We start from the raw sequence: 22,847 nt of genomic DNA, 5'->3' as shown, positions 1-22,847 counted from the left end.
GGTCACGCGAGGGTGATCGAATCCCCGCTCACGGTTATCTGCATCTCGGGCAGCGGCGTCTTCGCCGGACCGCTCTTCACGCTGCCGTCGGTGATCGAGAAGTTGCTGTTGTGACAGGGGCAGTTGATGACGCCGTCGGCGACGCTCTTCACCGCGCAGCCCTGGTGGGTGCAGGTGGCCGAGAACGCCTTGAACTCGCCCGCCGTCGGCTGCACCACCACCACCTTCTGGTCGGCGAAGACCTTCCCGCCGCCCTCGGGGATGTCGGCGGTCGACGCGAGCGCCGTGCCGCCCCCGGCGTTGCCGCCGGCCGAACCGTCCCCGGTGGGGCTGCTGCTGCCGGACGAGTCGGCGGGGTCGGACGAACTCGACGAGTCGTCGTCCGAGCCGCCGCACGCGGTCAGCGCGACGGCGAGCCCAGCTGCTCCGGCCGCCGCCACGACGGTACGACGGCCCGGCCTCGACGTGGACTTGAACGATGCGCTGGTCATGGTGCGATTCCCTTCGGAAGACTGCGCGATCTGCCGACAGGTACGGTCGGCGTAGATCGCCTGTTCAGACGATGTCGAAATCTTGACCTGCTCTCGTTGTGCCGTGGGTAAAGCGGCGCTATCGGTTCGCTGTCCGGCCTGTCGGTTTCCTGTCGGAGCCGGCGCACCGCCGTCCGGGCCGCCTCCGATGGCCGTCCATACGTCGGTAACCTGGGGCGATGCTCAAGGAAGTCATCGCGACCCGCTACATCACGCCCCTGCGTGAGGGCGGCTCGCTGCCGGGGCTCGTCGAGGCCGACGATCTCGGAACGTACGTCATGAAGTTCACCGGTGCCGGGCAGGGCCGCAAGACACTGGTCGCCGAGGTGGTGTGCGGGGAACTCGCCCGGCGGCTCGGTTTTCGGATGCCGCGCCTGGTGACCATGGGCCTCGACCCGGTGCTGGGGCTCGGCGAACCCGACCAGGAGGTGCAGGAGCTCCTCAGGTCCAGCGGCGGCACCAACCTCGGCATGGACTTCCTCTCCGGCGCGCTCGGCTTCGACCCGCTCGCGTTCACGGTGAGCCCCGCGGAGGCCGGGCGGATCGTCTGGTTCGACGCGCTGGTGAACAACGTCGACCGCTCCTGGCGCAACCCCAACCTCCTGATGTGGCGGGGCGAGCTGTGGCTCATCGACCACGGCGCGACCATGATCTGGCACCACAACTGGCCCGGCGCCGAGGCCTCGGCGGCCCGCCCGTACGACGCCTCCGACCACGTCCTCACGCCCTTCGCGCCCGAGGTCGCCGCGGCCGCCGCCGCGCTCGCGCCGCTGGTCACCGAGGAACTCCTGGCCGAGGTCACCGCCGAGATCCCGGACGTGTGGCTGTCGGACGAGCCCGGTTTCGACACGCCGGACGACCTCCGCCGCGCCTACGCGCGCCCACTGGTCGCGCGCGCCGCCGTCGTCCACGACCGCATCAACGGCATCGAGGGAAGCAAGTGACCGAGCGCCACATCATCAGGGGGAGCGACCGCAACGAGCGGGACGTCTTCGAGTACGCGCTGCTGCGCGTCGTACCCCGCATCGAGCGCGGCGAGTGCATCAACGCCGGGGTGCTGGTGTACTGCCGTGCCCAGTCCTACGTCGGCGTGCGCACCCACCTCGACGAGGCGAAGCTGCTGAGCCTCGACCCGGACGCGGACCCGGCCGGCGTACGGGCCGCCCTGCGTGCCGTCGAGCGGATCTGCGCGGGCGACGAAACGGCGGGTCAGGCCGCGCGCGACGACGCCGGACGACGCTTCCGCTGGCTGATCGCGCCTCGCTCGACGGTCGTCCAGCCGGGGCCCGTGCACACCGGACTGACCACCGACCCGGCCGCGGAGACCGACCGGCTCCTCGGCCTGCTGGTGCGGTGAGGGAGTCGGCGCCGCGGGGTGCCGCCCGTCAGGACCGACGTCGTTTCACCACATAGCCGATCGCGAGGACGCCGCCGGCGACCAGGGTCAGGCCGACTCCGGTGGTCCAGCCGCTCGGCCCGGAGGCCGACGCCCCGCCCAGCCCGCCACGCACACCCTGCGTCGGGGTGACGGCCGCCGTCGGAGTCGCGGTGACTACGGGAGCAGCGGTCATGGCGGGAGCGGTGGTCCTGGCGGGAGCCGCGGTCGAGGAGGTGACGGGGGCGCCGCGCCGGGGCAGTGCCTCGCAGGCGATGCCGTCGTCGGGGCCCTGGTCCTCGTCGAGCCGGTTCGGATCGAACGGGTCCGAGTCGAACACGGCCTGCGCCTCCTCCTGGTAGGTGAAGTTGCTGCAGTCCAGATCCTGGGCGTGAGCGAGGTCGGCCAACGGCACTATCGCGGCGATCGCGATCAGCGTGCCGGCGGCACCGGTACGACGGCGCATGGAGCGCCTCCTTTCCGGCCACGAGTGGCCCGCGCTCCGACGCTATGGGCCAGATGGCGCAGGGGCGCGCAGCGCTGAGCCGATCGGGTGCCGCGGGTGGCCGCCGTTGCGGGACGATGGCGGTGGGCGCGGCCTGCCCGGGCCCGGCGGTACAGGTAATGGATCACACACCCCCGGCCTGCCGTTGACACCGCGTGCCAGGGCTTCTAGCGTCACGTCTGCTGAAGGTACTAAGCGGTCGCTCACCACATGGGCGTCTTTCTCAAGGGCGAGGAGAACCAGCAATGTCCACCACTGAGCAGCGGGTCGCCGTGGTCACCGGCGGAGCGCGCGGCATCGGCGCCGCCACCGCCGTACGACTGGCCGCCGAGGGTCGCGCGGTCGCCGTGATCGACCTCGACGAGGCCGCCTGCAAGGACACCGTGGAGAAGATCACCGCGGCGGGCGGCAAGGCGATCGCGGTCGGCGCGGACGTCTCCGACGAGGCCCAGGTCGAGGCGGCCGTCGCGCGCGTCGTCGCGGAGCTCGGCGCACCGACGATCCTCGTCAACAACGCGGGCGTGCTCCGCGACAACCTGCTGTTCAAGATGAGCGTCTCCGACTGGGACACCGTCCTGAACGTGCACCTGCGCGGCTCGTTCCTGATGACCAAGGCCGTCCAGAAGCACATGGTGGACGCCGGCTTCGGCCGGGTCGTCAACCTCTCCTCGTCCTCCGCGCTCGGCAACCGCGGCCAGGCCAACTACTCCGCCGCCAAGGCCGGTCTGCAGGGCTTCACCAAGACCCTCGCCATCGAGCTCGGCAAGTTCGGCATCACCGCCAACGCCGTCGCCCCCGGCTTCATCGCCACCGACATGACCGCCGCGACCGCCGCCCGGGTCGGCATGGGCTTCGAGGAGTTCAAGGCCGCGGCCGCCACCCAGATCCCGGTGGCGCGCGTCGGCGAGCCCGACGACATCGCCAACGCCATCGCCTTCTTCACGGGCGAGGCGGCCGGTTTCGTCTCCGGCCAGGTGCTGTACGTCGCCGGCGGACCGCTCGACTAGGGACCAGGGACATGACTTCGATGGAACTCCCCGAGCTTTCGGGCAAGGTCGCGCTCGTCACGGGCGCCAGCCGCGGCATCGGCTACGGCATCGCCGAGGCGCTCCTCGCGCGCGGCGACCGCGTGTGCATCACCGGGCGCAACGAGGACGCCCTCAAGGAGGCCGTCGAGCAGCTCGGCGCGGACCGGGTCATCGGCGTCGCGGGCAAGGCCCACGACGTGGCCCACCAGGCCGTCGCCGTCGAGCGCACGATGGAGGCCTTCGGCCGCGTCGACTACCTGGTCAACAACGCCGGTACCAACCCGGTGTTCGGGCCGATCGCCGACCTCGACCTGGACGTCGCCCGCAAGGTGTTCGAGACCAACGTGGTCTCGGCCCTCGGCTTCGCGCAGCGGACCTGGCACGCCTGGCAGAAGGACAACGGCGGCGCGATCGTCAACATCGCCTCCGTCGCGGGCGTCTCCGCCTCGCCCTTCATCGGCGCCTACGGCATCAGCAAGGCCGCGATGATCAACCTGACCATCCAACTGGCGCACGAGTACGCGCCCAAGGTGCGGGTCAACGCGATCGCCCCGGCCGTCGTGAAGACCAAGTTCGCGAAGGCCCTGTACGAGGGCCGGGAAGCGGAGGCGGCCGCTTCCTACCCGCTCGGCCGGCTCGGCATGCCCTCCGACATCGGTGGCGCCACCGCGTTCCTCACCTCGGAACAGTCCGACTGGATCACCGGCCAGACGCTCGTCGTCGACGGCGGCATCTTCCTGAACGCGGGCGTGGGCTGACCTTCCGCACATCGGCACGGGCGCTCGTCCACGAGGGGCGGCGCCCGTGTCGCATTCCGGACCTTCTGCCCTCGATGACAACGTCGTCATACCTCATTCGATCAAGAGATCGATTCGAAGGTAGGTTCAGCGGCCGAATCGCTGCGGTATGGTCTGCCGACCCTTGGTACGGCATTTCGAGGAGCAAGCGCGTGTTCATCCGGAACCGATACCTGCCGCCACTCGCGGCCCTCGCGTCCATATCCCTGGTGGCCGGATGTGGTGTGTTCTCCTCGGACGCCTCCGGAGACGAGGCGCCGCTCGTCGTGGGAACCACCAGTGCTCCGGCCACGCTGGACCCCGCGGCGTCCTGGGACAACTCCTGGGAGCTGTTCCGCAATGTGTACCAAACCCTCCTGAACTACTCCCCCGGTGCGGCCGAGCCCGAGCCCGACGCCGCCGAGAGCTGCAGATTCACGGACGATTCGAGCAGGGTGTACAGCTGCACGCTGCGCAAGGACCTGAAGTTCTCCGACGGGCACACGCTGGACGCCAAGGCCGTCAAGCACTCGTTCGACCGGATCAAGGAGATCAACGTCAATGGCGGACCCGCGGGTCTGCTGGGGACTCTCTCCCGGGTGCAGGTGAAGGGTGACCGTGAGGTCGTCTTCCATCTCAGCCAGCCCGACGCCACCTTCCCCCTGGTGCTGACCACGCCCGCCATGTCGATCGTGGATCCCGAGGAGTACCCCGCGGACGCGCTCCGCAAGGACGGAAAGATCAGCGGCTCGGGGCCCTACAGCCTTGCTTCCTTCGAGGAGGGCAAGAAGGCCGAGCTCGTCCGCAACGACAACTACCACGGCATAGCGGACCGCAAGAACAGCGCCGTCACCATCCGCTACTTCCAGCAGTCGGACGAGATGGTCAAGGCTCTCAAGGACAAGCAGATCGCGGTCATCTATCGCGGGCTCGGCGCCTCGGACACCGTGGACCTCGACGTCAACCAGAAGGCGGAGAAGCTCCAGCTCGTCGCGAACCCCACCACCGAGATCAGTTACCTGGTCTTCAACCCCAGCGACCCGTGGGCCGCGAAGCCCGCGGTCCGCAAGGCTGTCGCCCAGGTCATCGACCGCCCGGCGCTCGCGCACAACGTCTACAAGGACACCGTCGAGCCGCTGTACTCCATGGTCCCCAGGGGCCTGGTGGGCCACACCACGAGCTTCTTCGACGACTACGGGTCCCCCAGCGTGTCCAAGGCCGAGCAGATCCTCACGGAAGCGGGCATCACCGAGCGCGTGCCGCTGACGCTCTGGTACACGAGCGACCGCTACGGCTCGACGACCAAGCCCGCGTTCGAGGAGCTGAAGCGGCAACTCGAGGCCTCCGACCTGTTCAAGGTGACCCTCAAGAGCCGCCCCTGGAAGAACTACGTGGAGGGGGTACCAGAAGGGCGAGTACCCGGTGTTCGGGCGCGGCTGGTTCCCCGACTTCAACGACGCCGACAACTTCATCGCGCCCTTCGTGGGCGAGCAGAACGCGCTCGGTACCCCGTACGAGGCACCCGAGATCACCGGCAAGCTGCTGCCGGAGTCGCGTGCGGTGAGCGACCGCGCGGCCGTGGGCAAGCAGATCGAGGAGGCCCAGCAGATCCTCGTGGACGACGCGCGGCTGCTGCCGCTGTGGCAGGGCAAGCAGTACGTGGCCGCGAACGAGGAGATCGCCGGTCTGGAGAAGGTCATCGACCCGGCGACGATGATGGTCATGTGGGAGCTGTACTGGAAGACCAGCTGGTAGCGGGGCCGGTTGTGCGGTGCGCGGGGCCGGCTGTCAGTGGTCGCCTGTAGGTTCTGTGGCCTGGACGTGAGCGCACGTCCCAGTGACCGCACACCGTAAGGAAGTTGACGTGACCGACATCGCCATGCTGCCCGAGTCCTGGCGCGGGGTCCTGGGCGACGAGCTGCAGCAGCCCTACTTCAAGGAGCTGACGGAGTTCGTCGAGGAGGAGCGAGCGAAGGGTCCGGTCCACCCTCCGCGCGAAGAGGTCTTCGCCGCGCTGGACGCGACGCCGTACGAGCGGGTGAAGGTCCTCGTCCTCGGCCAGGACCCGTACCACGGCGAGGGGCAGGGACACGGCCTGTGCTTCTCGGTCCGTCCCGGTGTGCGGACCCCGCCCTCGCTGCGCAACATCTACAAGGAGATGAAGGACGAGCTCGGGCTGGCGATCCCGGACAACGGCTATCTGATGCCGTGGGCCCAGCAGGGCGTCCTGCTGCTCAACGCGGTCCTCACGGTCCGGGGCGGCGAGGCCAACTCGCACAAGGGCCGGGGCTGGGAGAGGTTCACGGACGCGGTGATCCGCGCGGTGGCCGACCGGCCCGACCCGGCGGTGTTCGTGCTGTGGGGCAACTACGCGCAGAAGAAGCTCCCGCTGATCGACGAGACCCGGCACGTGGTGGTCAAGGGCGCCCATCCCTCCCCGCTGTCCGCCAAGAAGTTCTTCGGCTCCCGCCCGTTCACGCAGATCAACGAGGCGGTCGCCCGCCAGGGCCACCCGCCCGTCGACTGGACCATCCCGAACCTGGGCTGACTCCCGGACCTCGGCCTGACCCCACCGCCGGGCCGGTTCACCCGCGAACCGGCCCGGTGCCGCCTGCCCGTGATTGTCGGTGGCGGCGGTTAGCGTCGGCAGGGACAGCCGGCGAGGGTGCGGAGGACGCGGTGGCGGAGCGACAGGGTCAGGCGGCCGTGGATGCCGTGATGACGCGGATCGGGCAGATCGTGATGCTGCATCACGCGGGGGACCGCGAGGAGGCCCGGCAGCGCTTTCTGGGCCTGTGGGCGGAGCTCGGTGAGGACGGCGACCCCTTGCACCGCTGCACGCTGGCCCACTACATGGCCGACACCCAGGACGACCCGTTCGACGAGCTCGCCTGGGATCTGAGAGCGCTGACGGCCGCGGAGGAACTGACGGACGACCGGCTCCGCGAGCACGAAGGGGCACTCGCCGTGCGGGCGCTGTACCCGTCGCTGCACCTGAACCTGGCCGCCGACTATGTGAAGCTCGGCCGTACGGAGGCCGCCCGCACCCATCTGCGCCGGGCGCGGGGAGCGTCCGAGGCACTGGCCGACGACGGCTACGGCGACGGGGTGCGGGGCGCCATCAGCAGACTCGCGCTGCGGCTCGGCGAAGGGGACGCCTCCCGCGAGTGAGCGGGCGGGCCGCCCGGACACCGGCCGGAGCGCGGTCGGCGGCTCACCGCCCGTACGTCTGCTCGCAGATCACCGCCTCCGGGCTGTCCGCCCGCCAGCCGCCGTACTGCCTGCCCAGGGCGCAGACGTCCTTCGCGTCCTTGGGGACGGGCTTGGCCACGTCGGGGATCGTGACGGGCGGCTTCCCGTGACGTCCGGCCTCGGGGCGGCGGGGTTCGGGATGCGCCGGATGTACCGGGTGGGAGCGTGGCGGCCGCTCGTGCGCCTGCGGCGGGGTCGAGGAGGCGCCGCCGTGCGGCGGGGCCGCTGTCGGGTCCGGGCGCCGGGACGGGCCGATCATTTCCAGGGCCTCGCGGACCGGCGCCTGCACGATCTGCGGCTCCGACTGCCCGCCTTGCCGGGGCGCCGACGGCTGGGACGGCTGGGACGGCGGTGCCGGCGGGCCGGACACGAGCGGGCGCTGGACCGTCACACAGCCGGAGAGGGCCGAGACAGCCACGGTGACCAGGAGCGTTGCGGTGGTCGTCGTTCGATGCACCCGCGCAACTCTGCTGGCTCCGGGGGCCTTTGGACAGCGGACAAGCGGAGGTTGCCCCGCACGGGTGATCTCCGGCCTCGTACGAGGGGGCGGCTCGGCGGTGGCTGACGGACGCATCGCGCGGGGCGTCGGACAGGACCCCGCCGCCGGTCTCAGTCTCCCGTCGCGCCGTCGATGCGCTCGCGCAGCAGGTCGGCGTGGCCGTTGTGGCGGGCGTACTCCTCGATCATGTGCGTGTAGATCCAGCGCAGACTGAACGGCTCGTCGGTGAACCGGCTCTTGCCGCGCGAGAGTTCGTCCAGGCCGAAGCCGGCGGCATTGCGCCGGGCGATCTCGATCTCGGCCTGCCAGGTGCCGTACGCCTCCTTCCAGGTGTCCGCCTCGGTGAGATGGAACTCGCCGTCCCGGTCCTCCTCGGTGTAGTAGATCGGCCCCGGATCGTCGCCCACCAGCACCTTGCGGAACCAGCCCCGCTCGACCTCCGCCATGTGCCGCACCAGGCCCATCAGGGACAGCTCGGACGGTTCCGCCGAGGCGGTCCTGAGCTGGGCGTCGGTCAGGCCCTCGCACTTCCACGCCAGGGTCTGGCGGTGGTAGTCCAGCCAGCCCTCCAGCATGGTGCGCTCGTCGGCATTCTGGGCGGGTTCGCTGCGCTGCGTTGTCATGGACGCATCGTCGTCCATCGCGCCCGCCCCCACCATGGGTTTTCGACGGACCGACCGACCGGCGGCTGCCACGGCGGCCGTATGCTTCCGGCATGACCCCGGCAGGCAACCGCTGAAGGAGAGCCCGTGAAGGTCGGCTGCATCGGACTCGGTGACATCGCGCAGAAGGCGTATCTGCCGGTGCTCGGCGGCCGCCCCGGGCTCGAGCTGCACCTCCAGACCCGCACTCCGGCGACGCTCGCCCGGGTCGCCGACGGCCTCCACCTCCCCGAGGAGCAGCGCCACACCGACCTGGACTCCCTCCTCGGCCAGGACCTCGACGCCGCCTTCGTGCACGCGCCGACCACCGTGCACCCCGACATCGTGACGCGGCTGCTGGAGGCGGGCGTACCGACGTACGTCGACAAGCCGCTGGCGTACGAATTGGCCGACTCGGTGCGACTGGTGGATCTCGCCGAGCAGCGGAACGTGAGCCTGGCCGTCGGCTTCAACCGGCGCTATGCCCCCGGGTACGCGCAGTGCGCCGATCACCCGCGCGAGCTGATCCTCATGCAGAAGAACCGGATCGGGCTCCCGGAGGAGCCGCGCGCGATGATCCTGGACGACTTCATCCACGTCGTGGACACCCTGCGCTTCCTCGTGCCCGGCCCCATCGACGACGTGACCGTGCGCGCCCGCACTCGGAACGGCCTGCTGCACCACGTCGTGCTCCAGCTCGCCGGGGACGGCTTCACCGCGCTCGGCGTGATGAACCGGCTCAGCGGCTCGGCCGAGGAGATTCTGGAGGTGTCCGGGCAGGACACCAAGCGTCAGGTGGTCAACCTCGCCGAGGTGATCGACCACAAGGGCCAGCCGACCGTGCGGCGGCGCGGCGACTGGGTGCCGGTGGCCCGGCAGCGCGGCATCGAGCAGGTGGTGCTCGCCTTCCTGGACGCCGTGCGCGCGGGCAAGGTGCTCAGCGCCCGGGACGCGCTGGCGACTCACGAACTGTGCGAGCGGGTGGTACGCGCGGTTCAGGAGACGGGCGCCTGACCCGAAGCGTCCGTACGCCCTCTGCGACACCCCACGCACCGAGGATCAACAGGGCCGCCCGTACCGCCCAGTCGCCGTAGCGCACGTACGGTGTGACGCCGTCGGCCAGCGGCACCTCGTACACCTCGCTCGTGCTCGCGCTCGTGCCGAGCCACTCCCCGATGCGCTGTCCGCTCGCGCCGTAGACGGCGGACACGCCGGTCAGCGTCGCGTGGACCATCGGGCGGCCGGTCTCCGCGGCGCGCAGCGCGGCCAGCGAGGCGTGCTGTTCGGGGGCCCAGCTCTGCTGGAAGGTCGAGGTCGCGGACTGGCCGATCAGCACGTCGGCGCCGTCCTCGGTGAGATGGCGGGTCATGTCGGGGAAGGCGGTCTCGAAGCACACCATCGGGCCGAACCGCAGCCCGTTACCGGCGTCCATCACCACCTGCTCGGAACCCTTCCTGCGGTCCTCGCCCGCCGCCTTGCCGACGGAGGTCGCCCAGCCGAGCAGCGAGCGGGCCGGGATGTACTCGCCGAAGGGGACGAGCCGCATCTTGTCGTAGCGGTCGCCGGTGAGGCCGTCCGGCCCGACCAGGATCGAACTCTTGTAGATGCCGGGCTTGTCGGAGCGCCGGGCGTCCACGTTGACCAGGATGTCGGCGCCCGTCGCGCGTGACAGCGCGGCGATCCTCCTCGCGAGGTCGGGCCGGGCGCCGAGGTCGTAGCCGACGCTGCTCTCGCCCCAGACGATCAGGTCGACGTCCTGTCCGGCGAGCTCGCGCGTGAGCCGTTCCTCCTGGGCGAACCGCCGGTCGGGGCCCCCGACGACACCCGGCTGCACGACCGCGATCCTGGCCTGCCCGTCGACGTCGGGGCGCGGCGACCACACCCAGGCCGCCGAGGTGACCGCCGCCGTGGCGACGAGCCCGGCCACGGCCGGCACCCGGGACGCACGGACCGCGACCAGCACGGCGACGGCGACATTGACGGCCACCACCAGGAAGCTGAGCAGCCACACCCCGCCCACCGAGACCAGCCGCAGCGCCGGTTCCACCTGCCACTGACTCGCGCCGAGCACACCCCACGGGCCGCCGAGCCCCTGCCAGGAGCGGACCAGCTCGACCGCCAGCCAGCCCGAGGGCAGGACGAGCAGCGCGGCCGCGATCCGGCCCCGGGAGGGCGTTCCGGCCAGGCAACGGCGCACCAGCCAGCCCCACGGGGCCCACAGCGCGCCCAGCAACGCGGCGATCACGAAGGTGAACACGTGCAGGTTCGGCAGCAGCCAGTGGTGCATCGCCAGCATGAAGCCGAACCCACCGCACCAGCCGTCGTACGCCGCCCGTTTCCCGGTCGGTGCCGAGCGGATCAGCACGATCCAGGGGACGAGGGCGACGTACGCGCACCACCACAGGGAGGGGGCGGGAAAGGCGAGTACGGGCAGGGCGCCCGCCGCGACGGCGACGGTGGAGCGCCGCCACGGGGAGGTGAGCCAGTGGCCGAACGACTTCATACGGCACCTCCTACCCCGTGGGTCTCTCCAGTGTGCGTGCTGCCGTGGACGCCGGGACAGCGGACGTCGGCTCAGTTGATCACAGGTGCCGGCTGCGGGTCGGGCAGGCGTCGCCACTTCTCCTGGACCAGCACCTCACGCAGCCGCCAGCCGTCGTGGGTGCGCAGCAACCCGAAGGCGTAACGCCCGCCGCACACGAAATCGGGGACCGCCGGGTCGCCCTCGGAGTCGGCCAGGCGCATCGGATTGACGTAGTCGGCATGTACGTGGGCGGTGTCGCCGGTGTCCTGCTCCAGGAGGCCGAAGCGGACCCGGCGGTTCACGATCAGATGCTGCCGCATCGCGAACAGCCGCATGCTCTCCTCGAGCCAGGCGGCGACCTTCTCGGCGTCTCCCTCGATTCCGCCGGCCGAGCGGTAGTCCGCGCGCCCGTCGGGTGTGAACAGCCCTCGATACGCCTGCCAGTCGCCGTCGTCCACCGCCGTCGCGTAGTCGGTGATCAGTTCGTCGAGGGCCAGTCGGTCCATCACGGTCGCGAGCTCCACACGCTGCGTCATCGGCTCAGTGTTGGGCATGGCGGGTCCGCAGCCAAGGGGGACGCGGTGTCGAAGTCACCAACTCCCTGTGACGGGCGGCGACGACGAAGGGTGACCGGAGTACCAATAAGGTGATCCCCATGCCTGCCACGTTGAGTTCTACGAAGACCCGCGCCGCGTTGCGCACATCGGCGCGCGTCTCCGGGGAGGTGTTGCTGGTCCTCGTGATGCTCGCGGTGGCCTTGTGGGTATTGGGCCGGATGTGGTCAGTGGTCTGGCCGCTCATAGTGGGCCTGCTCCTCACCACGCTGACCTGGCCCCTGGCGCGTTTCCTGCGCCGTCGCGGGTGGGGCCCCGCGCTGGCCGCGTCGGTGGTGACCGTGTCGTTCCTCGTGGTCGTCACGGGCGTCGTGGCGTTGATCGCGGTGCCGGTGGCGTCCCAGTCCGGTGAGTTGACCGACGGTGTGGTCGAAGGCATCCAGAAGCTGCGCGAGTGGGCCGCCGGGCCGCCGTTGAACATCGAGGACGCCCAGATCACCAAGGCCGTCGACACCGCGGTCGCCCGCGCCCAGGACGGGCTCGGCAGCATGGTCAGCACGGTCGTCACGGGAGTGAGCACCGTGGTCAACGGCGTGGTCACCGCCGTCCTGGCGCTCTTCCTGATGTTCTTCTTCCTCAAGGACGGACCGCGCTTCCTGCCGTGGCTCGCCCGTCAGCTGCCCGGCCGCCTCGCCACCGACGTCCCGACCGTGGCCGCACGCAGCTGGGACACGTTGGGCGCGTTCGTACGTTCCCAGGCGGCCGTCGGCCTGCTCGACGCCGTGCTGATCGGCCTCGGCCTGTGGATCGTCGGGGTGCCGCTGGTGCTTCCGCTGGCGGTGCTGACCTTCGTCTCCGCGTTCGTGCCGATCGTGGGCGCCCTGTTCGCCGGGTTCGTCGCGGTGCTCATCGCGCTGGTCTCGAACGGCCTGACGGACGCGCTGATCGTGCTGGCCATCATCGTCGTGGTGCAGCAACTCGAGGGCAATGTGTTCCAGCCCATGATCCAGAGCCGCGGGCTCGGCCTGCACGCGGCGGTGATCCTGCTGGCGGTGACGCTGGGCGGCAGCCTGGCCGGCATCGTGGGCAGCCTGCTCGCCGTGCCGATCACCGCGCTGATCGCGGTGGTCTGGAACTACGTACGCGAGCAACTCAGCGACGCGCCGCAGGAGCCGGGGACCGGTGGTTCGCACACCGGTGACGTCGCTCCGACGTAGCGGGCACCGGCCGTACGCGGGGACTTCGCTCCCCATGGCACACCCGTCCACGTCTGTCTCGTCTCAGGGATGAGAGTCGATTCGGAACCGGGATGGTGATGGCCGCGCGGGTCTTCGTGGCAGGCTGGGCCGGGGTCCTGGGGCAGCGGCTGGTGCCGCGGCTCGTGGCCGGGGGCCACCAGGTCACGGCGACAACGACGAGCGCGGCCGAGCTGAGACTGCTGGAGCAACTGGGTGCGGAGGCCGTCGTGATGGACGGGCTGGACGCGATGTCGGTGGGCCAGGCGGTGGCCCGCGCCCGGCCGGACACGATCGTGCACCAGCTGACCGCGAGCTCCGTGGCGCATGCGGGCAAGCCCGATCTCCCGCCGTCACATGGACGAGGGCCGGCCCCGGTTCGAGGCCGACCGGAACGAGCGCGAGGAACTCGCCGAGCGATTCTTCGACGCCTTCAGGGAAGGGGACGTGGACGGGCTGCGGGGACTGCTCGCCGCCGACGTCCACATGGTCGGCGACGGCGGCGGCAAGGCCTCGCAGTGGGCCAAGGCACGGATCGGCGTCGACAACGTGGCCGGGTGCTCGTCGCGTTCGTCTCGCCATTGGTCCGGATCGGCGTCGTGGTGGAGCCGCGTCAGGTGAACGGCCAGCCGGGCGCGATCTTCCGTGACGGGGACGGCAAGGTACTCAACACCTTGGCGCTCGACATCGTCGACGGACGGATTCAGCCCATCCGCTCGGTGCTCAACCCCGACAAGCTCGGGCACGTGGGTCCGGTGAGCTGACCGCCGGGCGGGCGGTGCGCCGGCGGATTCGCTCAACGGGGCGGCACAGGGCAGGGGTTCAGGCCGCCTCGACGACGGTGCCGCGGATCGCGGCCGCCCACTCGACGACCAACAGCTCGTACTCCGCGCGCTCCTGGGCCGAGAGGGTGCCGCCCGCGCGCAGCCAGAGCGCGCGGATCTGCTCGTTCACCTCGGCGGCGGACCGCACGGCGGCAGAGGCCATGGAATCGGGGGACATGCGCACAAGCGTAGGCGCAAGCACTGACAGTCCGCTACCGGGTGGCTACCCAACTCCTATGTGATTGCTCACCGATGGAGCGTCAGCCCGCCGACTCCGCCGCGTGCGGGCTGAGTACGCCCATGGTGACCAGGACGACGATCAGGATGCCGAGGGCGATGCGGTAGTACACGAACGGCATGAAGCTCTTGGTGGAAATAAACTTCATGAACCAGGCAATGACGGCATATCCGACCGCGAAGGCGATCACCGTCGCGAAGATGGTCGGTCCCCACGAGACGTGGTCGCTCTCCATCGCGTCGTTGAGTTCGAACAGGCCGGAGGCGAGTACCGCGGGGATGGCGAGCAGGAAGGAGTAGCGGGCCGCGGCCTCGCGCTGGTAGCCCATGAAGAGGCCGCCGCTGATGGTGGCGCCGGAGCGGGAGACGCCCGGGATGAGGGCGCAGGCCTGGCAGAGGCCGTAGATCAGGCCGTCCTTGACGCTCAGGTCCTCCAGCGTCTTGCGCTGCTTGGCCGCGCGGTGCCGGCCGCCGTTCTCGTCGCGTGCCGCCAGCCGGTCGGCGATGCCGATGATCACGCCGACCACGATCAGCATCGTCGCGGTGATCCGCAGATCGCGGAACGGGCCCTCGATCTGGTCCTTGAGCGTCACCCCGAGCACGCCGATCGGGATCGAGCCGATGATGACCAGCCAGCCCATCTTGGCGTCGTGGTCGCCGCGCAACTGCTTGTTCACGAGCGAACGCGACCAGGCCGAGATGATCCGTCCGATGTCCTTGCGGAAGTAGATCAGCACGGCGGCCTCGGTGCCGATCTGGGTGATCGCCGTGAAGGCGGCGCCCGGGTCCTCCCAGCCCGAGAAGGCCGCCGTCAGGCGCAGGTGCGCGCTGGAGGAGACGGGGAGGAACTCGGTCAGCCCCTGGACGAGTCCGAGGATGAGGGATTCAAACCAAGACATGAAGTTACGGAGTCCAAGCGCTGATCGTGGTGAGGAGCGACGGGCGCACCGAGCCACCGGTGCGGTGATCGGAAGTGTCGAGGGGCAGCGTAGCGTCCTGAAGTGACGGCCCCGGCACAGGGGTTTGGATGAGGCGGCCCGGGCTAGGCGGCCGTCGGCCCGGCCACTGTCCAGCCCTCGGCCTGGGGGCGGGCCGTCAGGTCCTCGTGGCGGACCGTGTCGCCGCAGGCCCGGCAGGTGACGACCGGGGCGAGTTCGTGGCCGCAGGAGTGCTCGACCACCATCGGGCGGTCGTCGTGCCGGTGCAGATGGCGGTCGCCCCACGCCATCAGGGTCATGAGGACCGGCTCCAGTTCGAGTCCCGCCTGCGTCGGCCGGTACTCGAAGCGCTGCGGCCGCTCGCTGTACGCCCTCTTCGTCAGGATCCCGGCGTCCACGAGCCGGCGCAGCCGGGTGGCGAGGATGTCGCGGGGGGCGCCGATGTTGCGTACCAGCTGGTCGAAGCGGCGGTTGCCGAGGCAGACCTCGCGCAGGACCAGCAGGGAGTACTTCTCGCCGACGACGGCGAGGGTGTCGGCGATGGAGCAGGGGCGCGGGTCCTTGGTGGCGGCCATGGCGTTCAGTCTAGGGGAGGGTTTGAATTTCCAACTCTCGGAGTTATGGTGAGTTTGGATTTCCTACTCGCCGGTAGTCGCCGGTACTCACCGTGGAGGCCGCACCATGCGCGACGCAGTCATCGTCGAAGCCGTACGCACCCCCATAGGCAAGGGCAAGCCGGGCGGCGCCCTCGCGCACGTCCACCCCGTCGAACTCCTCGCCCACACCCTGCGCACCCTCGTCGAGCGCTCCGGCGTCGACCCGGCGCTGATCGACGACGTGATCGGCGGCACCGTCGACCAGGTCGGCGAGCAGGCCATGAACACCACCCGCTACGCCGTCCTGTCGGCGGGCTTCCCGGAGACCGTCCCCGCGACCACCGTGGACCGCCAGTGCGGCTCCTCCCAGCAGGCCGTGCACTTCGCCGCGCAGGGCGTCATCTCCGGCGCGTACGACCTCGTCGTCGCCTGCGGTGTCGAGTCGATGAGCCGGGTCCCGATGTGGTCGAACGTGCCGGCCGGCAAGGACCCCTTCGGCCCCGGAGTCGCCGAGCGCTACCAGGACGGCCTCGTCCCGCAGGGCATCAGCGCCGAGCTGATCGCCGCCAAGTGGTCGATCACGCGCGAGCAGATGGACGCCTTCGCGGTCTCCTCGCACCACAAGGCCGCCGCGGCCTGGGACGCGGGCCTGTTCGACGCCGAGGTCGCGCCCCTCGAAGGCGTCTCGCGCGACGAGTGCGTACGGCAGGGCAGCAGCACCGGGATCCTGGCCGGCCTGAAGCCCGCCTACCACGACCCGGCCTTCGCCGAGCGCTTCCCGCAGATCGAGTGGAACGTCACCGCGGGCAACGCCAGCCCGATCAACGACGGGGCGTCCGCCGTACTCATCACGTCCAGCGAGACCGCGGCCCGTCTCGGCCTGCGCCCGCTCGCCCGGCTGCACAGCTTCGCCGTCACCGGCTCCGACCCGATCCTCATGCTCACCGGCGTCATCCCGGCGACGGAGAAGGTGCTGCGCAAGGCCGGCCTGAACCTCGACGCCATCGACCTGTTCGAGGTCAACGAGGCGTTCTCGAGCGTGGTGCTCGCCTGGCGGCAGGAGACCGGCGCCGACCTCGACAAGGTCAACGTGCACGGCGGCGCGATTGCCCTCGGGCACCCGCTCGGCGCGAGCGGCACCCGGCTGACGACCACCCTCGTGCACGCGATGCGTGAGCGCGGCGCCCGCTATGCCCTGCAGACGATGTGCGAGGCGGGCGGGCTGGCCAACGCGATGATCCTGGAGTCCGTGTAACGGGTCGCCTGAGCAGGAGCGTCACCGGAGCAAGGGTTTATCGGACCCCGCGCAGATGGTGCCGCTTGCGCCAGGCCACCATCGCGCCCGCCAGCGCCGGCAGGGCGATGCAGGCCATCGCGATCAGGAAGGCGGGCGAGGTCGGCGCCGAGGCGCGGGCGCCCGCGACGACGTAGGCGGCGGTGTTCGGGATGGATCCGAGCGTCGTCGCCACGAGGAACGGGACATAGCCCATACGGGAGACGGCGGCGCAGTAGTTCGCGGCCCAGAACGGCACACCGGGGAACAGTCGCGCCGCCAGCATCGACCGGAAGCCGTGCCGGCTGAGCTGCCCGTCCGCGGCCTTGAGCCACCGGCCGCGCAGCAGCGGGCGCAGGGCGTCCTGGCCGAGGATCCGGCCGAGACCGAAGGCGAGCCCGGCGCCGAGCACCGTGCCCGCGATCGCCGAGCCGACACCCAGCTGGGAGCCGAAGAGCGCGCCCGCCCCGAGGTTCAGCAGCGGGCGGGGTACGAACGCCACCGTGCACAGCCCGTAGGCCACCGCGAACACCAGCGCCGCCGCGGCTCCGCCGAACTGCGGCGGCCAGCCGTCCGCCAGCAGCCGCTGCGGTTCGAAGAGCAGTACGGCCGACGCGGCGCCCGCCAGCAGGGCGATGAGCAGGGACAGGCGCGACCACGGAGAGAACAGCACTCTCGTGCAGCGCGCGGCGAGGCCCACCGGAGCGGGTACGGCGAGCTCCGGAGCGGGGACGGCGACGGCGAGCTCCGTGGCGGTGGCCCGGGGAGTGGCCGTGGCGGTGCCCCCAGAGCGGGTGGTGGCATCGAGCATCCAGTGACGGTAACCGACGGACATGTGTGATCGCCGTATGGATCCCGTCCGTTGTGCCCGTCGGCACGCCCAAAAACCATTCGACGTGGGACAAAGCGTCGGCAATGATCTGCGTCATGTTCCGGTACGCCTTCCTCCTCGCAGCATCCGCAGTCGCGGACGCGCCGAAGGCTGCCGTCCTCTTCTTCTTCCCGGCCGCTGCCGACGGCGCCCGAAGCTGACCCTCTCCGGATCGTCCGGCGGACCCCGCAGGGGGAGGGTCGGCGAGTACTCGGGGTCCCCATCTCTGCGAAGAGATCCGCTGAAGAGATCTGCTGACGAAGAGGCTTCGAGGTATCGCCATGTCCAAGACGGCATACGTCCGCACCAAACCGCATCTGAACATCGGCACGATGGGTCATGTCGACCACGGCAAGACCACCCTGACCGCCGCCATCACCAAGGTGCTCGCCGAGCGCGGCTCCGGCACGTTCGTGCCGTTCGACCGGATCGACCGGGCGCCGGAGGAGGCGGCGCGGGGCATCACCATCAACATCGCGCACGTCGAGTACGAGACCGACACCCGGCACTACGCGCACGTGGACATGCCGGGCCACGCCGACTACGTCAAGAACATGGTCACCGGCGCCGCGTAGCTCGACGGGGCGATCCTCGTCGTCTCCGCGCTCGACGGGATCATGCCGCAGACCGCCGAACACGTGCTGCTCGCCCGGCAGGTGGGCGTGAACCACGTCGTCGTCGCCCTCAACAAGGCCGAAGCGGGCGACGAGGAGCTCATCGACCTGGTCGAGCTCGAGGTACGCGACCTACTCACCGCGCACGGCTACGGCGGTGACTCGGTGCCCGTGGTACGGGTTTCGGGGCTGAAGGCGCTCGAGGGGGACCCGCGCTGGACGACCTCGATCGAGGCGCTGCTCGACGCGGTGGACACGTATGTGCCGATGCCCGAGCGGTATCTGGACGCGCCGTTCCTGATGCCGGTGGAGAACGTGCTCACCATCACCGGGCGGGGGACGGTCGTCACGGGTGCGGTGGAGCGGGGGACGCTCCGCCTGGGGGACCGGGTCGAGGTGCTCGGCGCGGGCGTGGAGAGCGTGGTGACCGGCCTGGAGACCTTCGGCAAGCCGATGGAAGAGGCCCAGGCCGGGGACAACGTCGCGGTGCTGTTGCGTGGCGTGCCGCGCGACGCGGTGCGGCGTGGCCATGTGGTGGCCGCACCCGGGAGCGTGGTGGCCCGGCGGCGGTTCTCGGCGCGGGTCTATCTGCTGTCCGGTCGTGAGGGCGGGCGTACGACACCGGTCTCCACCGGCTACCGGCCGCAGTTCTACATCCGTACGGCGGATGTGGTCGGGGACGTGGACCTGGGGGAGGTCGCTGTCGCGCGGCCCGGGGAGACGGTGACGATGACCGTCGAGCTCGGGCGTGAGGTGCCGCTGGAGCCCGGGCTGGGATTCGCCATCCGCGAGGGTGGCAGGACCGTCGGGGCGGGGACCGTGACTGCCGTCGTCTGAGGGTGGCCGGTGTGCGTGGGGGACTGCGGGGCCGTTGTGGCTGGTCGCGCAGTTCCCCGCGCCCCTGAGGGGCGCGCTGCGGCACAGGCACAATAAGAAGGTGAACGAGCCCATACCCGTCACCCGCGATGTCGATCACGGGGTCGCCAAGCTGATGCCCGACGTCGATCGGGAGCGGGCCTGGCTGCTGACCGTCGACGGGGCGCCGCAGTCGTACGTCGATCTGGACGAGCCGGAGCATCTGGAGTTCGAGTACGCGCGGCGGCTCGGGCATGCTCTGGACGTGGTCGCGGAGGCGGGGCGTCCGCTGGACGTGCTGCATCTCGGCGGGGGCGCGCTCACCCTGCCCCGGTACCTGTCGGCGACCCGCCCCGGCTCGCGGCAGGACGTCGTCGAGGCGGACCGCGCCCTGCTGGAGCTGGTCGGGGAGTACCTGCCGCTGGACGAGGGCGCGGGGATCGCGCTGCACGCCGCCGATGCCCGCGCCTGGCTGGAATCGGCCCCTGCGGACTCCGCCGACGTCCTCGTCGCCGACGTCTTCGGCGGCTCCAGGGTGCCAGCGCACCTGACGTCCGTCGCCTACGCCCGCGAGACCGCGCGGGTACTGCGCGGTGACGGCGTCTACCTGGCCAACCTCGCCGACGCCTCGCCCTTCGCCTTCCTGCGTTCCCAACTGGCCACGTTCGCCACGGCCTTCGAGGAGTTGGTGCTGATCGCCGAGCCGGCCGTGCTGCGCGGGCGCCGCTTCGGCAACGCGGTGCTCGTCGCCGCGCACCACCCGCTCGACACGGCCGCCCTGACCCGGCGCACCGCCTCCGACGCCTTCCCGGCCCGGGTCGAACACGGGCCCGCCCTGCGGGAGTTCATCGGCGGCGCGCGGGCGGTGCGGGACGCGGACGCCGTACCGTCACCCGTGCCTCCCGACGGGGCGTTCGGCATCGGCTGACCCGCCGCCGCTCAGCAGGCCGCAGTTCAGGCCCCGTTCGTCCCGGCCCAGGCCGGGCCAGGACGAAGCGTCGGTCGTCAGCCCGTCGGATCCCCGTGCAGCCGTACCGTGCTGAGGATCTTCATGATGGTCTCCTTGGAGACCTCTTCCTTGACGCCCTTGGCCCCGTAGAAGTTCCACGACACGAAGTCGCCGTCCGAGTTCTTGAAGCCGAAGGTGATCGCCTTGCCGTCGGTCACGCACTTGCCCGTGGCGGGCGTGTCCTTCGAGGACGCCCAGGCGTAACTGCCCTGGATGCCGGACGTGGTGGTGTAGGGCGTGGCCTTCTTGTCGAGCGTGATGCTCTTCTTGTCCGGCTGCGTGTAGCCGCCGTAGACCCACCAGGCGGGGGTGTTGATCGCGACCTCGTCGGTGTCCTTGGCGCCGTTGGCACCCTTGGTGCCGGTCGCGGCCAGGGACATGGTGTCGGTCTGGCCGTCCTTGTCGTCGTCGGACTCGCACCAGTTGGACTTGAGGATCGCCGGCGCCGACATCGTGATGATCGGCTTGAGGTCGTCCGAGTTCTCCTCCTCGAAGGCGACGGCCGACGTCGGCGACTGCACCTCCCAGTCGGCCGGCACGTCGAAGGCCGTGCCCCACTTGGGGTTGACGACGATCTTCCAGCCCTCGATGGTCGCCTGCTCGGCGTCACCGCCCCGCGGATTCTCCTCGGAGGCCGACGGGCTCGGCTCCGTGGACTTGCTCGCGGACGGCTTCGCGTCCTTGCCGCCGTCCGCCTCCTGGTCCTTGTCGCCGCCCAGGACCAGGAATCCGGTCACACCGGCGGCCGCCACGACGGCCAGCGCCGCCACGATCGCGACGACCTTCGTCCGGTTGCCGCCACCACCGGGCGGCGGACCGGGCGGGCCCGCCGGTGCCGGAGTGCCCCACTGCGGCTGCTGCGCATAGGGGTTGGGCTGCTGGAATCCGGGCTGCTGATACGGATTCGGCTGCTGGTACCCCGGCTGCTGGTACGGGTTGTGCTGCTGTTGCGGGTTCTGCTCGCCCCCGGGCGGCTGTTCTCCTGGCCACATGGGCAGCCACCCTAGCCCCGCCGGGGACACGATTCGGTCACTGCCCCTTGTCAGGGGCGTAGCAAATCAGCGCTCTGCGTCGGACGTGTAGAGCCGTACGGTCTTCATGATCTCCCGCACCGTGGCGTCCGGAACCTCGTCACCGACGCCCGCGACGCCGAAAAGCGACCAGGACGCGAAGTCTCCGTCGGAGTCCTTGAAGGCGAAGGTCGTCGCCTTGCCGTCGGTGTCGCACTTGCCCTTCTTGGCGACTTTGGAGGATGTCGATGTGGCGACACTTCCGGTGAGGCCGGAGGCGGTGGTGAAGGACGTGACCGGACCGGTCGTGACCTTCTTCCGGTTCGGCTGGGTGTATGCGCCGTAGACCCAGGTCGAGGAGTCGGTGCGGGCGATGTCCTCGGTGTTCTTGGCCCCCTTGTTGCCCCTGGTGCCCACGCTGGCCAGCGCCGAGTAGTCCGTCGCGCCGTCCTTGTCGTCGTCCGAGCCGCACCACTTGTCCTTGAGGACCGCGGGGGCCTTCATGGCGATGAGGGGCTTGTCCTCCGGGTCGTCGTTCTTCGAGACCCACGAGACCCAACTCGTCGACTGCAGCGCCCAGTCGGCCGGTACGTCGAAGGCGACGCCCAGGTCCGGGTTCACCACGACCTTCCAGCCGGCCACGGTGGGTTTCATGGCGTCCGTGGCGCGGGGGTTGTCCGCGGTGGCGGGGGATGGCGATGCTGATGACGTCGTCGGACCGGGCCCGGCCTCGTCGTCGCTGCCGCCGCCCAGCAGAACGGCCCCGGTCACGGCACAGGCCACGACCACGGTCGCGGCCACGGCGATCGCGACCACCTTGGTACGGCGCCCGCCGCCCTGCGGTGCGGCGGTCACGGTGGGGGCGTCCCACGGCTGCTGCTGCCCGCCGTAAGCGTTCGGCTGCTGGTGCCCGGGCTGCTGGTATCCGGGCTGCTGGTATCCGGGCTGCTGATACGGGTTTCCCTCAGCCGGGTGCTGCGGGTTCTGCCCGCCACCCGGCGGCTGCTCTCCTGGCCACATGGGCCGTAAGGATACGGCGATCATCGCGCGTCTCTGGCCCTGCCAGGCTACTCGTGGGTAACATCTCGGCATGAGCGCAGATCAGATGTCCATCGGCGAATTGCTCGCCGCCACGGTTCCGATGGTTCGCACGCTGAACCTGGAGTACCTGGAGACCACTCCGGAGAAGGCCGTCCTGGCCCTCCCGGACCAGAGCGAGTACCGCAACCACGTCGGCGGGCCGCACGCCGGCGCGATGTTCACGCTGGGGGAGTCGGCCAGCGGGGCGATCGTCCTGGCCGCCTTCGGGGACCAGCTCTCGCGTGCCGTGCCGCTTCCGGTCACCGCCGAGATCGCGTTCAAGAAGATCGCCCTCGGGCCGGTCACGGCCACCGCGACGCTCGGCCGCCCCGCCGCCGAGGTCGTCGCCGAACTCGACGAGGGCAAGCGCCCGGAGTTCCCGGTGACCGTCGCCATCCAGCGCGCGGACGGAGCGGTGACCACGGAGATGACCGTGACCTGGACGCTCCGGCCCAACGGCTGAGCCCCGGCTCGCGGGAAGGGTGCCGCTCAGGGCGTACGGCCCGAGCGGCACCGACGAACTCCTGGAGCCGGGCCGCGAATTCGGGCCCGAGGTCGGCCCGCCGCGCCCGGGCGGGGTGCGCTCCAGGGTGTCGAAGACGGCGGGGTCGAGGACGCGGC

At 70.6% G+C, this 22,847-nt stretch carries 23 protein-coding genes and 4 pseudogenes; 15 read left to right on the top strand and 12 right to left on the bottom strand.

Annotated elements, in window-relative coordinates; genetic code table 11:
- Positions 1 to 2 precede the first annotated feature (2 nt).
- A complete protein-coding gene (locus tag QFZ76_RS09620) occupies positions 3 to 491 on the bottom strand; it encodes a Rieske (2Fe-2S) protein (RefSeq protein ID WP_307673330.1) in 489 nt (162 codons plus the stop codon).
- Between the two features lie 218 nt (positions 492 to 709).
- Here QFZ76_RS09620 and QFZ76_RS09615 point away from each other — a divergent pair, with 218 nt between their 5' ends.
- Complete coding sequence (locus QFZ76_RS09615) at positions 710 to 1,474, top strand: HipA family kinase (RefSeq protein ID WP_307673329.1); 765 nt, start codon at positions 710 to 712, stop codon at positions 1,472 to 1,474.
- Entirely contained in the window at positions 1,471 to 1,887 is a 417-nt protein-coding gene (locus QFZ76_RS09610) for a DUF3037 domain-containing protein (RefSeq protein ID WP_307673328.1), read from the top strand. Before QFZ76_RS09615 ends, QFZ76_RS09610 begins: the two co-directional genes overlap by 4 nt.
- Before the next feature lie 28 nt (positions 1,888 to 1,915).
- Here QFZ76_RS09610 and QFZ76_RS09605 read toward each other — a convergent pair whose 3' ends face one another.
- A complete protein-coding gene (locus QFZ76_RS09605) occupies positions 1,916 to 2,371 on the bottom strand; it encodes an excalibur calcium-binding protein (RefSeq protein ID WP_307673327.1) in 456 nt (151 codons plus the stop codon).
- A 284-nt stretch (positions 2,372 to 2,655) separates the two neighbouring features.
- Here QFZ76_RS09605 and fabG point away from each other — a divergent pair, with 284 nt between their 5' ends.
- The 5 genes and pseudogenes from fabG (at position 2,656) to QFZ76_RS09580 (ending at position 7,385) form a co-directional block, all read left to right on the top strand.
- Positions 2,656 to 3,417 (top strand): 3-oxoacyl-ACP reductase FabG, encoded by a 762-nt coding sequence (gene fabG, locus QFZ76_RS09600; RefSeq protein WP_307673326.1) that lies wholly within the window; start codon positions 2,656 to 2,658, stop codon positions 3,415 to 3,417.
- Positions 3,418 to 3,437: 20 nt separating this feature from the next.
- Positions 3,438 to 4,196, top strand: coding sequence for an SDR family oxidoreductase (locus tag QFZ76_RS09595; protein ID WP_373464511.1), 759 nt, complete (start codon positions 3,438 to 3,440; stop codon positions 4,194 to 4,196).
- Between the two features lie 191 nt (positions 4,197 to 4,387).
- A pseudogene (locus tag QFZ76_RS09590) lies at positions 4,388 to 5,969 on the top strand (ABC transporter substrate-binding protein).
- A gap of 109 nt (positions 5,970 to 6,078) precedes the next feature.
- The gene (locus QFZ76_RS09585; protein ID WP_307673324.1) at positions 6,079 to 6,762 is read left to right on the top strand and encodes a uracil-DNA glycosylase; all 684 of its coding nucleotides are present in this window, start codon (positions 6,079 to 6,081) and stop codon (positions 6,760 to 6,762) included.
- 131 nt (positions 6,763 to 6,893) lie between these two features.
- A complete protein-coding gene (locus QFZ76_RS09580; protein ID WP_307673323.1) occupies positions 6,894 to 7,385 on the top strand; it encodes a hypothetical protein in 492 nt (163 codons plus the stop codon).
- Positions 7,386 to 7,428: 43 nt separating this feature from the next.
- Here QFZ76_RS09580 and QFZ76_RS09575 read toward each other — a convergent pair whose 3' ends face one another.
- On the bottom strand, positions 7,429 to 7,923 hold the full coding sequence (locus QFZ76_RS09575; protein ID WP_307673322.1) for a hypothetical protein: 495 nt from the start codon (positions 7,921 to 7,923) through the stop codon (positions 7,429 to 7,431).
- A 152-nt stretch (positions 7,924 to 8,075) separates the two neighbouring features.
- Positions 8,076 to 8,588 carry a DinB family protein gene (locus QFZ76_RS09570; RefSeq protein ID WP_307673321.1) on the bottom strand — a complete coding sequence of 171 codons (513 nt, stop codon included), beginning with the start codon at positions 8,586 to 8,588 and terminating at the stop codon, positions 8,076 to 8,078.
- Positions 8,589 to 8,714: 126 nt separating this feature from the next.
- Here QFZ76_RS09570 and QFZ76_RS09565 point away from each other — a divergent pair, with 126 nt between their 5' ends.
- Positions 8,715 to 9,620: a Gfo/Idh/MocA family protein gene (locus tag QFZ76_RS09565; protein ID WP_307673320.1), complete on the top strand. Its 906-nt coding sequence runs from the start codon at positions 8,715 to 8,717 to the stop codon at positions 9,618 to 9,620.
- Here QFZ76_RS09565 and lnt read toward each other — a convergent pair.
- A complete protein-coding gene (gene lnt / locus QFZ76_RS09560) occupies positions 9,544 to 11,109 on the bottom strand; it encodes an apolipoprotein N-acyltransferase (RefSeq protein WP_307673319.1) in 1,566 nt (521 codons plus the stop codon). The genes QFZ76_RS09565 and lnt overlap by 77 nt on opposite strands.
- A 71-nt stretch (positions 11,110 to 11,180) precedes the next feature.
- Positions 11,181 to 11,666 (bottom strand): nuclear transport factor 2 family protein, encoded by a 486-nt coding sequence (locus tag QFZ76_RS09555; RefSeq protein ID WP_307673318.1) that lies wholly within the window; start codon positions 11,664 to 11,666, stop codon positions 11,181 to 11,183.
- 119 nt (positions 11,667 to 11,785) lie between these two features.
- On the opposite strand from QFZ76_RS09555, the gene QFZ76_RS09550 reads away from it, so the two are divergent.
- From QFZ76_RS09550 to QFZ76_RS09540, 3 genes and pseudogenes are all read left to right on the top strand, one after another.
- Entirely contained in the window at positions 11,786 to 12,901 is a 1,116-nt protein-coding gene (locus QFZ76_RS09550) for an AI-2E family transporter (RefSeq protein ID WP_307673317.1), read from the top strand.
- Between the two features lie 92 nt (positions 12,902 to 12,993).
- Positions 12,994 to 13,233 (top strand): annotated as a pseudogene (locus QFZ76_RS09545) (NAD-dependent epimerase/dehydratase family protein); the annotation flags it as partial.
- Between the two features lie 31 nt (positions 13,234 to 13,264).
- A pseudogene (locus QFZ76_RS09540) lies at positions 13,265 to 13,683 on the top strand (RNA polymerase subunit sigma-24); the annotation flags it as partial.
- A 58-nt stretch (positions 13,684 to 13,741) separates the two neighbouring features.
- Here the strand turns inward: QFZ76_RS09540 and QFZ76_RS09535 are convergent.
- From QFZ76_RS09535 to QFZ76_RS09525, 3 genes are all read right to left on the bottom strand, one after another.
- A complete protein-coding gene (locus QFZ76_RS09535) occupies positions 13,742 to 13,921 on the bottom strand; it encodes a hypothetical protein (protein ID WP_266443507.1) in 180 nt (59 codons plus the stop codon).
- Between the two features lie 82 nt (positions 13,922 to 14,003).
- Positions 14,004 to 14,879 carry an undecaprenyl-diphosphate phosphatase gene (locus tag QFZ76_RS09530; RefSeq protein WP_307673316.1) on the bottom strand — a complete coding sequence of 292 codons (876 nt, stop codon included), beginning with the start codon at positions 14,877 to 14,879 and terminating at the stop codon, positions 14,004 to 14,006.
- 143 nt (positions 14,880 to 15,022) lie between these two features.
- Entirely contained in the window at positions 15,023 to 15,493 is a 471-nt protein-coding gene (locus QFZ76_RS09525) for a helix-turn-helix domain-containing protein (RefSeq protein WP_307673315.1), read from the bottom strand.
- A gap of 106 nt (positions 15,494 to 15,599) precedes the next feature.
- Here QFZ76_RS09525 and QFZ76_RS09520 point away from each other — a divergent pair, with 106 nt between their 5' ends.
- Positions 15,600 to 16,769, top strand: a complete 1,170-nt coding sequence (locus QFZ76_RS09520; protein WP_307673314.1) for a thiolase family protein — start codon at positions 15,600 to 15,602, stop codon at positions 16,767 to 16,769.
- Positions 16,770 to 16,806: 37 nt separating this feature from the next.
- Here QFZ76_RS09520 and QFZ76_RS09515 read toward each other — a convergent pair whose 3' ends face one another.
- Positions 16,807 to 17,598: a TVP38/TMEM64 family protein gene (locus QFZ76_RS09515; RefSeq protein WP_307673313.1), complete on the bottom strand. Its 792-nt coding sequence runs from the start codon at positions 17,596 to 17,598 to the stop codon at positions 16,807 to 16,809.
- A 341-nt stretch (positions 17,599 to 17,939) separates the two neighbouring features.
- Between QFZ76_RS09515 and tuf the strand changes: the two are divergent.
- A pseudogene (gene tuf, locus QFZ76_RS09510) lies at positions 17,940 to 19,109 on the top strand (elongation factor Tu).
- Positions 19,110 to 19,209: 100 nt separating this feature from the next.
- Positions 19,210 to 20,055 carry a spermidine synthase gene (locus tag QFZ76_RS09505; RefSeq protein WP_307673312.1) on the top strand — a complete coding sequence of 282 codons (846 nt, stop codon included), beginning with the start codon at positions 19,210 to 19,212 and terminating at the stop codon, positions 20,053 to 20,055.
- A gap of 77 nt (positions 20,056 to 20,132) precedes the next feature.
- Here the strand turns inward: QFZ76_RS09505 and QFZ76_RS09500 are convergent, their stop codons facing one another.
- On the bottom strand, positions 20,133 to 21,128 hold the full coding sequence (locus QFZ76_RS09500) for a hypothetical protein (protein ID WP_307673311.1): 996 nt from the start codon (positions 21,126 to 21,128) through the stop codon (positions 20,133 to 20,135).
- A gap of 66 nt (positions 21,129 to 21,194) precedes the next feature.
- On the bottom strand, positions 21,195 to 22,166 hold the full coding sequence (locus QFZ76_RS09495) for a hypothetical protein (RefSeq protein ID WP_307673310.1): 972 nt from the start codon (positions 22,164 to 22,166) through the stop codon (positions 21,195 to 21,197).
- Between the two features lie 85 nt (positions 22,167 to 22,251).
- Between QFZ76_RS09495 and QFZ76_RS09490 the strand changes: the two genes are divergently transcribed.
- Positions 22,252 to 22,689: a DUF4442 domain-containing protein gene (locus tag QFZ76_RS09490; RefSeq protein WP_307679970.1), complete on the top strand. Its 438-nt coding sequence runs from the start codon at positions 22,252 to 22,254 to the stop codon at positions 22,687 to 22,689.
- Positions 22,690 to 22,847: the final 158 nt, after the last annotated feature.

Source organism: Streptomyces sp. V4I2 (assembly GCF_030817655.1).
Lineage (GTDB): Bacteria > Actinomycetota > Actinomycetes > Streptomycetales > Streptomycetaceae > Streptomyces > Streptomyces plumbiresistens.
The sequence above is the reverse complement of the archived record's forward strand: the minus strand, read 5'-3'. Positions and strand labels throughout refer to the sequence as shown.